We start from the raw sequence: 11,115 nt of genomic DNA on the forward strand, positions 1-11,115 counted from the left end.
GAAATATCAAAAACATCAATCCAAGGTTTTGATTTCTCTTGATAAATTACAGACGCCTTGCCTGTATTTGAGTTGCAATTGTAGATCGTGGCTTGATTTTGATGTCTGTTTAATTGCAGTATCATTAATTCATTTTTACCAATCCATTCCATTCTTGGCAAATAATTGTTATCTGCATCGCCTGGAATTGCTAACCAATTTGTTTTTTCAGAAGCTATATCAATGACACCAATTTTCACTGATGATGGTTTTTCCCCCGCTTTTGGATATTCAACCGGAACCACATAAGAATACAATGAATCTGTATTGTTAATCATCAAATGGTATTTAGTATCGGTAGCATCCACGCGCCAGAAAGCAATACTACTCCCGTCAGGGCTCCATCTAAAACCATCTCTACAGCTGAGTTCTTCTTCATAAACCCAATCAAAAGTTCCATTAATTATTTTAGCAGTTCCGTCTTTCGTTAATTGTTTTATTACGTGTGATTGCAAATTTTCTACATAAATATTGTGCTTAGAAACGTAAGCCACATTTATATTATCATTGGAAAACTTAGCAAACATCAACGAAGAAGGGTCTAATCCTTTTCCTAATTGATAGCCCTTTCCAGATGCAAGATCGAAATACCAATAGTCGCCTTTGGTATTCCCACGCCAAACTTTTTTTGAATTAGTGTAAATCAACACTTTAGTCTTAGTGGAATTCCAAACTAACTTTTCAACTTCCCCTTGAAAACCCGAAGATTTCATTTGGTCTTTTGTCAAAACTATTTTGTTTTCTGTTAGTTTTTTGGCATCATAAACTGCAATATTATCTTGTTCATTCACCCAAAAAGAATGGGACTCCGGTAACCAGTTTAGTTTATCAATATTGATGGTATTTTGCGCAAACATGGTTTGGGCAAAGAGATAAAAAATAAGGAAAATCTTTTTCATGTGTTTATATGGTCTTAGTTAATAATACAAAAACTGGTTTAATAAGTTTATTCTCTTTGATGTACTTTTTTAGTCCTAAAAAAACATAAAATGTTACATTATCTATTGTTTCATTAACAACTCAATCTCATCCATTTCAATAGGCATTGCTTCTGATAAATTGATATTTCCATCTTCGGTAAGCAGATAATCATTTTCCAAACGACATCCTATTCCTTCCTCGCGGATATAAATTCCAGGTTCGCAGGTAAGCACCATCCCTTTTTCGAACGGGCGAGAATACAAACCAACATCGTGAATATCTAATCCCAAATGATGCGCCGTTCCATGCATAAAATATTTTTTGTAGGCCGGAGCATCAGGGTTCTGATTTGCAATCTCATCTAAGGTTAGCAATCCAAGTCCTATCAGCTCTTTTTCTATCAAGGAAGCCATTCCTTTTTCATAATCACTTGATAAAACACCAGGTTTTAATAATTTCGAACCCTCTTTTAAACAATTCAAAACAGCCTGATACACCTCGCGCTGGCGAGGAGAAAATTTTCCGTTTACAGGAAGGCATCTGGTGGTATCCGAATTATAATTCCCGTAACAAACACCAAAATCAACCAAAACCATATCCCCATCTTTACAAATACCGTCATTAGAATTGTAATGCAAAGCACATGCATTTTTCCCGGAAGCCACAATCGGTTTGAAGGCATGTCGCGTTCCTCCTTTTTTAATCACTTCGTAAATAAGTTCCGCCTCCAATTGGTATTCTTTACAATTGGGTTTCGCAGCTTTCAAAAGATTTTTGAATCCTTCTATACTTATAGCAGTTGCTTTCTTGATTAGCTTTACCTCTTCATCCGATTTTATGGGTCTGAGTTCACGTGTTATCTTGGCCACTCGATCGTACTGATGTAAAGGATATTTTTCTTTACACCATTGAATCATCCGATCTTGTCTGGTGGCCATTTCAAAAGTAGTTCTTTTTATATGCTCATTATGTCCTAAATAAAAAGTATCAGCTTCAAAAGCAAAAAGTTGCAGTGTCTTTTCGAATTCATGAATCCATTTTACATTTTTAATGCCCGAAATTTGGAAAGCTTCTTCTTTGTTTAGAAAATCACCATCCCAAATCTTGCTGTGTTCTGTTACTTCTTTTATAAAAAGAATCTCTCTGTTTTCTTGCTTAAAAGCATGAGGATATAATGCCAAAATGGTTTCGTCTTGGTCAATTCCAGTGAGATAAAACAAATCATTGTTTTGGGCAAAACCCATCACATCATCGGCATTGGTAGGCATGACATCATTAGAAGTGAGAATCGCAATGCTGCTATTTTTTAGTTTTTCTGAAAAGCGTTGTCTATTTTCTATAAATAAGGAAGAATTTATTTTATCGTATCGCATATTTTATAATTGAAACATTTGAGTATTAACCGAAGTAGTTTTATTTGAAATAATTTCTGTTACTATTTTTCCTGTTGCCGGTGCCAGACTCAATCCCATCATGGCATGTCCGGTTGCTAATACCAAATTTAATACTTTTTTATCTCTGACAATGATTGGTAATCCCGAAGGTGTACAGGGCCTAAAACCAAACCAAGTATCCTTTTCTTCTGGTCTGCTAATTTTTAAGTCGGGATAAAATTCATTGATACTGTTCACAATACCCTGAAGTCTGTTTTGATTTATTTTCAAATCATTAGTATGGGTAATCTCCATAGTTCCACCAAAACGAATATCAGTATTCATAGGGGTAACAGCTACTTTTCCCTCGCATAAAATGGACGGAATTGAAGGCTTTTCGGTTCTGTTATTCAGTGTAAAGCTATACCCTTTTCCTGGTAATATGGAAATATTTATATCTAGTTTCTTGGCTATCTCGGGACTCCAAGATCCAGAAGACAAAACAACCTCATCTGTTGGAAAATCCCCTTTATCAGTAATCATTTCAGTAATTCGATTATTTTTTATTCTAAAATCTTTTACCAAGGTATTTGTATGCACGACAACATTCATACGTTGCAGCTCCTCTTTGATAAATTGCATGAATTTTTGGGGATACAAATGGGCATCACTTTTATAATGCACACCTCCAACAACATCGGTTCTAGTTCCAGTTTCCAATTTTGAAACAGCTTCCTTAGAAAGAAAATCTACCTCTAGTCCCAAACGTTGCGCTTCTTTTCCCTCATGTTCTATTTCTTCAGCTACTTTATCTGTTTTATAAAGCATTAATAATCCTTTCTCTTCATAGAAAAACGAATGCTTTTCACGGTCTAAATCCTGAAATAATTCCTTACTCAGCAAAGCCAAATCTCTAAGTGCCGGCATTGATTTCTCCACATGTTGAGGCGTAGCGTGCTTGTAAAACTGTAGCCCCCATTTTATCAAATCGTAACTTAATCTTGGTTTTACGTAAAATGGACTCTGACTGTCAAACATCCACTTCATTCCTTGAGCAATCATACCTGGTTGTGCCATCGGAATAATATGTGAAGGAACAATCATTCCCGCATTTCCGTAAGAACAACCGTTTGTCATATCCGATTTATCAAAAACAACTACTTCATATCCTTCTTTGGCTAGATAATACGCAGAACACAGCCCTATTATTCCACCTCCTATTACACTTACTTTCTTCATTATAAATACAATATAAATTTAAATATTCAATTAAATTACCTGGAAACCAAACGCATATGGGTCATCTTCATCATCAATGATAATGTTATTATATCCATACACTTTTGCCCATCCTTGAATACTTGGAACAATCGCCTTTATATTTCCTATTGTAGTTTCTTCCACAACCCTACCAATAAACTTACTGCCGATATAGCTTTCATGAATGTAATCTTCTCCTTTTTTCAACTTCCCTTTGGCGTGAAGTTGAGCCAATCTAGCAGAGGTTCCTGTACCACAGGGAGATCTATCTATAGCTTTATCACCATAAAAAACGGCATTTCTACCTGAAGATGCTGGATCTAAAGGATCTCCTGTCCAAAGCATATGACTCACATCACGGATGGTATCATTTTCGGGATGAATAAATAAATCTGGATATTTTTCGTTGATTCGTTTGCGAACTTCCTGACTGTATTGCACAATTTTGCCAGCCGTAAAATCCTGAACTCCCGAAAAGTTTTTTTGTGGATCCACAATAGCATAATAATTCCCGCCGTAAGCCACATCAAAAATAATTTCGCCTAAATCTGGACAATCAACAGTCAATCCTTCGGCAGCCAAATACGATTTGACATTCGTCAAACGAACCCAGTCCACTTTTTTACCAGTTTGTTGGTACTCTATCTGAACCAATCCCGCCGGAGCTTCCATTCGTATTTTTCCTGGAATTTTTGGAGTAACCAACCCTTCTTCGATAGCGATAGTGATGGTACCAATTGTTCCGTGTCCGCACATGGGCAAACAACCTGAGGTTTCTATAAAAAGTATCCCAAAATCATTTTCTGGGATACTTGGCGGATAAAGAATACTCCCACTCATCATATCGTGACCACGAGGCTCGAACATTAATCCTTTCCGAATCCAATCGTATTCTTTGAGAAAATGTTGTCGTTTCTCACTCATATTCGCCCCGATAAGATTTGGACCTCCACCAGCAACTACTCTCACAGGATTTCCACAGGTATGTGCATCTACGCAAAAAAAAGTTTTTCTAGACATTACAGGATAGGTAAAGAGGTTTGTATTGTATTAACTGATCTCGAAATTCCCAGGGGATTTTCGTTTTGCAATTCTAAAGGTAATAACTTATCAGGCCAGTTTTGAAAACTAAAAGGCCTAACCCAGCGTTTCACTGCATGGATTCCAACTGCAGTAAATCTTGAGTCTGAAGAAGCTGGATATGGACCACCATGAATCATAGAAGGACAAACTTCTACACCCGTAGGTACTCCATTGAAGATTAATCTTCCCACTCTATTTTGCAAAGAATCAATAACATTGATATAATTTCCAATCTCTGAATCTTCAGAAATAATAGTTCCGGTTAACTGGCCATCCAATTGATTAATTATCGAAACCAACTGCACTTCGTCATCACACTGAACCAAAATAGAAAACGGACCGAAAACTTCATGACTTAAAGTTGGATTCTCCAAAAATGTTTTCCCCTCAATTGTAAGCAATGTTTGGGGAGCATAGTTTGGCGCTATCTTTCCTTTATATTCTATGGCTGTACGAACACCTTTTTGAGATTTCAACAACTCTTTTCCTAGATTAAAATCGGCTTTAATGGACGGATGAAGCATACAGGATGGTGCTATTTTCTCCATTTCCTCAGTTAATTGGGCTGTGAAATTATCCAAATTCTCTCCTTTAATAGCCAATAATAAACCTGGATTGGTACAAAACTGACCAGTTCCTAAAGTGATCGATCCAGCATAAGTAGCAGCCCATTTTTGACTTTCATTTTCTAAGGCATTTGGCAAAATAACAACTGGATTTATACTTCCCATCTCTGCAAAAACAGGGATTGGCTCGGGTCTTTGGGAAGCCAAATCAAACAAAGCTCTTCCTCCTTTAATGCTTCCCGTAAAACCAACTGCCTTAACCAAAGGATGTTTTACCAAACTAGCTCCTAAAACTACTCCGCTACCAATTAAATTTGAGAACACACCTTCTGGCATATTGGTCTTTTTAGCTGCTTTAATCACTGCCGATGCAACCATTTCACCTGTTCCAATATGCATTGAGTGACTTTTTACAATAACAGGACAACCCGCTGCCAAAGCAGAAGCGGTATCACCTCCAGCAGTTGAAAAAGCAAACGGAAAATTACTGGAACCAAAGACCACTACAGGTCCTAACGGCATCAACATTTTACGCAAATCCTCTTTCGGGAGAGGTTGTCTTTCTAGAGCAGCAGTGTCTATGGTCGCTTCAACCCAACTTCCTTCATTCAGCATCTCTGCAAAAGATCGTAATTGAAAAATAGTGCGGCCTCTTTCACCCTCTGCTCTACCTCTTGGATATCCAGACTCGATACAGTAGATTTCCAACAATTCATCTCCCAAAGCTAAAATCTCATCAGCAATAGCATTTAGAAAAGATGCTTTTTCCTGCCCCGAACAATTTTTATAGATTTTAAATGCCTGATCCGCCAGAGTAACCGCTTCTTCTATTTCCTCATGAGTTGCTTCTGTAAACTCCCACAAATTCTCTATATTAAGTTGTGGATTAAATGTTCTATATGTTTTATCTCCGTTGCCTTTCAGCTGACTTCCGATATAATTTTTCCCTGTAATCATTACTTAAATTTTAATTTACAAATCATTATTTGCCAAAAATTCAAAATAGCCGAATCAAGAGATTGATTTATAAAAACCCATCTCTGAATCGACTTTAACCAAACTAAAAAACCAATTAAAACTATTTTTCAAAATCAGGAAGAGCAGGTCTTGTTCTCAATCCTTCACTGATAATTGCCAATACTCTTTCTCTTTCGGCTCCTTGAAGAGGTAATCTAGGTGCACGAACATATTCCGTTCCTAAGCCTGTAGCCACTTCAGCCAATTTAATATTTTGAACTAATTGTGCGTTGATATCTAATTCTAAAAGAGGCAGAAACCAGCGGTAAATTTTTAATGCCTCATCAATTCTTCCTTCTTTAGCCAATTTATAAATTGCGACCGTTTCTTTAGGAAAAGCATCTACCAATCCCGAAACCCAACCATGTGATCCCATCAATAAACTCTCTAATGCCAATGTATCAACACCTGATAAAATCTTTAAACGATCTCCAAAACGATTGATAATTCGGGTCACATTTGAAATATCTCTTGTAGACTCTTTCACCGCTTGAATTGTATCAAATTTTAATAATTCTTCAAACATATCCAGTGTCACTTCAATTTTATAATCTACCGGATTATTATAAACCATAATTGGTAAAGAAGTGTTTTTTGCCACCTCAGAAAAGTACATTACTGTTTCATGATCAGTAGCCTTATAGCGCATAGGAGGTAACATCATCAATCCTTTTGCTCCATCTAGTTCGGCTTTATTTGCAGCTTCAATAGCCCCACGAGTGGTTTGTTCAGCTATATTCATTATAATTGGAACCGAACCTTCAACAATCCCTACGGTACCTCTTACGAGTTCGCGTTTTTCTTCTTCCAATAATGTGCTGGCTTCCCCAAGAGTTCCTCCCAGAATGATCCCACTTACACCCGCTTCCAGTTGGGCTTTTACATTTACCTCAAACATATTGAAGTCTAATTTATCGTCTGCAGTGAATTTTGTTGTAACTGCCGGCATTACACCATTCCATTGAACACTCATAATTGCTAAATTTTTGTTTAGACAAAATTACCTGCAAGACGCTCAAAAATCTTTTAATAAATTATCACTAAACAATACTATATTATCCATTATGGATTTAATACAAAAATATAAGAGTAATATTTGCGCATTTTTTTAATAATATATACATTTGGTTTAAATACGTTTTACTCATGAAAGTTTTTCCATTTAAAATCACAAAAACAGGTACAGAATCAATTATCTATCAAGAAGATAGAGAGCTTATGTTTTATAACAAACTACATCAGCATGAAGAGACACAGATAAGTTATATCGAAAAGGGAGAAGGAACATTATTGGTAGGAGACACCATAACTCAATATCAAAAAGGAGATATTCTGGTTATTGGCAGTAACTTACCTCATGTGTTTAGAAGTGACATCAACTCCGAAGAATCATCCGTGATGCTTTCCCTTTTTTTTACTAATAACTCTTTCGGAAAAGATTTTTTTGAATTACCCACATTCAAAACCATTCAACCTTTTTTTGAAAACTGCAAAAACGGGTTTATTATTAAAGACAGTCCAAAAAAAATCATAAAGTGTTTCAAAAAAAACAAAACAGAAAATGAACTTGATCGTTTTATTACATTTTTAGAAACTATAAAAAATCTTAACCTAGCGGATAAAAAACCTCTTTCTTGTTATATCTATGACAAAAAAATAACGGATAACGAGGGAAAAAGAATGCAAAATGTCTTTGAATATGTGATGAACAACTATCAAAAAAACATTTCACTTGAAGAAATTTCCTCGATAGCCAATATGACCAAAAATGCTTTTTGTCGTTATTTTAGAGTGAGAACCAATAAGTCTTTTTTTCAGTTTCTGATAGAAATCAGAATTGAACATGCCGGAAAATTATTATCAAAGAAAAATGAGCTTTCAGTATTGGAAATAGCCGAGTTATGTGGGTTTAACAACATTTCAAATTTCAACAGAAAATTCAAAGAAATCAAAAATAGCTCTCCTTTACAGTATCGAAAATTAAACGCATAAAAAAACCCGACAATTAATTAATTTGTCGGGTTTTCCTTTTTTTTGATTCTTCCGATTTACTACATATAACTCAAAATCTCTTTTTTGAAAGCATCGTACTCGCCTTGTAAAATCAAACCGTTATCAAGCAGTTTTTTATAGTTTTGAAGCTTTGCAAAAAGTTCGTCTTGTGTCAATTCGCTTGTTCTTTTCTCAGCTGAAGCAGTTGTATTATCTGCGATAGGTTCTGTATAATTAGAAACCACAGGCATTATTTCAGCAAAATCAGTCACTTCTTCTGTTTCCATTTCCTCGATTAATTCTGATTCTTGAATTAATGTCGGAGCAATTTCATCGGTGATTACTGATTGTGCTGCACCATTTTTTAAGATATCCAATTGCTCTTTTGCATACGTGAATATTTTACGAGCTTGAATTTTAGGAATATAATCAATTGAAACCTGCATATCTGTTTTGGTAGAAAAAGAAAATTCAGACCCAAGAATGTTCTCTTTTACAAAAGTCCCTTCAATATCGTCCCAAGTGTAATCAATAAAATTCATAGACAAACCTAAATTCTTAGGCTGACAAATGATGATTCTTTTATTGGTCATAACAATACTGTCTGGAAGAACGGTCAATGCTGGTTTTTTCTGAACAGCAATATAACCTACTTCTTCATTTTTCATTAAAATATCCTGCAATTTTGAAGTCACTTTCTCAATCGCTTTTGGATCTTGTTCTTCGTTTAAAAACTTTTTAATTTGATCTTTCATTTTTTATAATGTTGCTGAGTTACTAAGTAACTGAGTTGCTACGTTTTTTAATTGTTGCACAAAAGTAATGTCTATTTTTCTAATTGCTTCGCCTGTTCGGTAAATATTTTACCTCGGGTCGATAATTTCCATTTGAATTTTCTTGGTTAAACTTTTAAAAACCAAGTCATACGAATGATCTATCAATTCTTTCAGCAAAGCATCAGGAACATCTTGATTTACGGCAATCGTGTTCCAATGTATTTTACTCATATGAAACCCGGGCTGTATTGCATCGTATTCGGCTCGCAACTCTTGGGCGCGTTCGGGATCACATTTAAGATTCATTGAAGGACTTCCTTTTTCCCATTGGAGTAATGAAGACAAAGCGAACATCTTTCCGCCCACTTTAAAAACCAAAGTATCTTCGTCGAATGGAAAATGTTCCGTTACACCTTTTTTAGAAAGGCAATATTCGTAATACGTTTCTAGATTCATATTCTTTTATTTTCCGATTTCGCCCAAATGGGTAAACTTAAAGCCTGTTTCATATTTTAATCCATAGCCCAACATCCTGTCCATAGACGAATGTGCAAATAAAATAACTCCTGAAAGCTGAACTACCTCATTAGAACAATAAATCCCAACAAGATACAAAGCAATCGCTATGCCTCTATGATGTACCACATTATAGCAAAAAGCACCAATTTTATCTCCAAATACATAGCCGATCATAGAGAAATCGGGCACTAAAATTAGAACCAAAAACCACCACCAAGCATATTCTAATTGATTAAAAAAATAAATACCGAGTATAAACAATCCTAATTCTTCGAGTTTTATAACTTTTTGCATCATACTATTTTTTCCATCATTCGTTCAGGAAATGCCAATTCTTTGAAGCCAAATTTCTCATACAAAAAATGGGCGTCCCTCGTGGCTAATCTCCATATTTTTACTTCTTTCAACGAAGGCTCTCCCATCATCGCCGAAATCAAAATTGAAGAATATCCTTTTCCCCTGTGTTCTTCGGCTATAAAAACATCCATCATATAGGCAAAAACGACATAATCGGTAATTACCCTCCCAAAACCAACTTGAACATCATCCACATAAATTCCAAAACAAACTGAAGCATCAATTGTTTTTTGTACTTCTTCAATGGTTCTTCCAGCCGCCCAATAAATATCTTTTAGAAAATGTTGGATAAAAGGAACATTCAGTTTTTGTTTATCTGTAGAAACGACAATCATGGCTTTATATTTTAATTCAATTTATTCTCAAACGATTATAGGCTTATATAAAATAGGCTTGCTCGGACTCGCATCATTTTCGAAAGAAGCAATTTGTAGGTTCAACAGATAACTTCCGTCTTCCACTTCATCATTTACAAAAATCATTTCGGTAATGGTGCAGTCCAATCGTGCATCGGTATTTAGATTTTGCACATCTTTTACTTTCCAAAAGGCTTTGTGTGCCAACAATTTTCCTTCATCATGCTCTTTGTCCACACTTGGCAAATCAATCAGTAAATGTTTGATTCCGCTTTCGCGAATGAAAAGCGCAGCATCTTCTGCCAGATAAGGCGGGTTGGTATTCGAATATTTCAGTGATTTTTTTATTTTAAAATTAGGCAATGTCCTTATAATTATGGCTTCCGGTGTTTTCGATCCCAACTCTTTCTTTATCTGATTTCTGGTTATCACCAAATCTTCTCCCTGCATTTCAGGCACAACCGAAACCAATTCGGCCAAAAAGAAAAACTGTTTCAACGATTGATTAATACTGTAAAACTCTCTTGTAATATGTCCCAGACATTCTGTATGTGTTCCGTGCCCATGCGGGTTGAAGAAAATATTATTGAAGTTAGTCGATGACTTCCCTTCGGAAACTTTTCCTATCCAATCGCCAAAAACAACGGGTTCTATCACTGGTTTTTCTATATACCAGGCAATCGGATTCTCATCAGTATTGGTTAACGGGATCGAAATATCAATGGGTTTTGACAAGTCAACTTCAATAATTTGGTCATTATGTTCGATAGTAGTCTTCATAAAACTAGTAAAGCGGTTTAGGATATTTTTGTTTAAAATTAAAAACTATTTCCGAAGCGCCATTTTTTTGCAAATA

General features: G+C 35.6%; 12 protein-coding genes. 1 reads left to right on the plus strand and 11 read right to left on the minus strand.

Translation table 11 applies throughout. The annotated features are described in order from the left end of the window. The 6 genes from VFS71_RS13060 to VFS71_RS13085 all read right to left on the minus strand — a co-directional run. Window positions 1-938: DPP IV N-terminal domain-containing protein (locus tag VFS71_RS13060; RefSeq protein WP_326401743.1), on the minus strand; the 938-nt coding region annotated here is incomplete at its 3' end. Window positions 939-1,040: 102 nt separating this feature from the next. Then, on the minus strand, window positions 1,041-2,333 hold the full coding sequence (locus VFS71_RS13065) for an aminopeptidase P family protein (RefSeq protein WP_326401745.1): 1,293 nt from the start codon (window positions 2,331-2,333) through the stop codon (window positions 1,041-1,043). Window positions 2,334-2,336: 3 nt separating this feature from the next. Further along, entirely contained in the window at window positions 2,337-3,572 is a 1,236-nt protein-coding gene (locus VFS71_RS13070) for an NAD(P)/FAD-dependent oxidoreductase (protein WP_326401746.1), read from the minus strand. Window positions 3,573-3,602: 30 nt separating this feature from the next. Further along, entirely contained in the window at window positions 3,603-4,613 is a 1,011-nt protein-coding gene (locus VFS71_RS13075) for a 4-hydroxyproline epimerase (protein WP_326401747.1), read from the minus strand. Next, complete coding sequence (locus VFS71_RS13080; RefSeq protein ID WP_326401748.1) at window positions 4,613-6,199, minus strand: aldehyde dehydrogenase (NADP(+)); 1,587 nt, start codon at window positions 6,197-6,199, stop codon at window positions 4,613-4,615. Before VFS71_RS13080 ends, VFS71_RS13075 begins: the two co-directional genes overlap by 1 nt. A gap of 121 nt (window positions 6,200-6,320) precedes the next feature. Continuing rightward, window positions 6,321-7,232, minus strand: a complete 912-nt coding sequence (locus VFS71_RS13085; protein ID WP_326401749.1) for a dihydrodipicolinate synthase family protein — start codon at window positions 7,230-7,232, stop codon at window positions 6,321-6,323. Between the two features lie 173 nt (window positions 7,233-7,405). Here VFS71_RS13085 and VFS71_RS13090 point away from each other — a divergent pair, with 173 nt between their 5' ends. Next, window positions 7,406-8,251 carry an AraC family transcriptional regulator gene (locus tag VFS71_RS13090; RefSeq protein ID WP_326401750.1) on the plus strand — a complete coding sequence of 282 codons (846 nt, stop codon included), beginning with the start codon at window positions 7,406-7,408 and terminating at the stop codon, window positions 8,249-8,251. Between the two features lie 59 nt (window positions 8,252-8,310). On the opposite strand, the gene VFS71_RS13095 is transcribed toward VFS71_RS13090, so the two are convergent. The 5 genes from VFS71_RS13095 to VFS71_RS13115 all read right to left on the minus strand — a co-directional run bounded on the left by VFS71_RS13095 (window position 8,311) and on the right by VFS71_RS13115 (window position 11,039). Continuing rightward, complete coding sequence (locus VFS71_RS13095; protein WP_326401751.1) at window positions 8,311-9,006, minus strand: PH domain-containing protein; 696 nt, start codon at window positions 9,004-9,006, stop codon at window positions 8,311-8,313. A gap of 108 nt (window positions 9,007-9,114) precedes the next feature. After that, a complete protein-coding gene (locus VFS71_RS13100) occupies window positions 9,115-9,483 on the minus strand; it encodes an MmcQ/YjbR family DNA-binding protein (RefSeq protein ID WP_326401752.1) in 369 nt (122 codons plus the stop codon). 6 nt (window positions 9,484-9,489) lie between these two features. Then, window positions 9,490-9,840, minus strand: coding sequence for a DUF4260 domain-containing protein (locus tag VFS71_RS13105; RefSeq protein WP_326401753.1), 351 nt, complete (start codon window positions 9,838-9,840; stop codon window positions 9,490-9,492). After that, window positions 9,840-10,238 carry a GNAT family N-acetyltransferase gene (locus tag VFS71_RS13110; protein WP_326401754.1) on the minus strand — a complete coding sequence of 133 codons (399 nt, stop codon included), beginning with the start codon at window positions 10,236-10,238 and terminating at the stop codon, window positions 9,840-9,842. Before VFS71_RS13110 ends, VFS71_RS13105 begins: the two co-directional genes overlap by 1 nt. Before the next feature lie 27 nt (window positions 10,239-10,265). Then, a complete protein-coding gene (locus tag VFS71_RS13115; protein ID WP_326401755.1) occupies window positions 10,266-11,039 on the minus strand; it encodes a cyclase family protein in 774 nt (257 codons plus the stop codon). Window positions 11,040-11,115: the final 76 nt, after the last annotated feature.

Origin of the sequence: Flavobacterium sp. (assembly GCF_035760125.1) — a bacterium.
In the GTDB taxonomy this organism is placed as follows: domain Bacteria; phylum Bacteroidota; class Bacteroidia; order Flavobacteriales; family Flavobacteriaceae; genus Flavobacterium.